Annotated in this window: 1 pseudogene; it reads left to right on the top strand. The window is 53.0% G+C overall.

Annotated features, from left to right (window positions below):
* A pseudogene (locus IX84_RS33460) lies at positions 1–708 on the top strand (hypothetical protein); the annotation flags it as partial.

The raw sequence follows: 708 nt of genomic DNA on the forward strand, positions 1-708 counted from the left end.
CAATACCGATACCTGTACGGCTGCAATTACGGTAGAAGACCTGGTGCCACCAACAGCGAGCTGCGAACCTATGCTGGCCTTGGAGCTCGACCCTTCCGGGCAGGCCAGTCTTTCAGCGGCTGAGGTGGACGCAGGCTCCTTTGATAATTGTACCGTGGCTGACCTTTCTATAGATCAGACCGAATTCTCCTGCACTGACCTCGGCATGCAGACAGTGGAGCTGACCGTTACGGGCAATTCCGGCAATACCTCAGCCTGTACCACTAATGTGCAAATTACGGATGTCTCCAAACCATTTGCATTATGCCAGGATATTGAGGCTGACCTGGGGCCAGATGGGACCCTTACCCTGGATGGCAGCAGCCTGGATGGCGGCTCCCTCGATAACTGTGGTGTGGCTACATTGACACCTAACCCGTCACAGTTGACCTGTTCGGATATTGGGTTCAATACGGTCATCCTGACGGTAGCGGATGCGAGCGGTAACTTTTCAACTTGTGTTTCGAGCGTGAGCCTGGCTGACAATACGCCTCCAACCGCTGTATGTGTACCTGCATTCACCATTCAGATAGACCCTGAATCAGAGGGCCCATCTTTTATTTCGGCTACCGATTTGGACAGCGGTTCCTTTGATAACTGTGGGATTGCGCAGTTATCAGTTGACCTGTTTGCCTTTACTTGCTCGGATATTGGTGCGCCAACGCCGGT

The organism is Phaeodactylibacter xiamenensis (assembly GCF_000759025.1).
Classification (GTDB): domain Bacteria; phylum Bacteroidota; class Bacteroidia; order Chitinophagales; family Saprospiraceae; genus Phaeodactylibacter; species Phaeodactylibacter xiamenensis.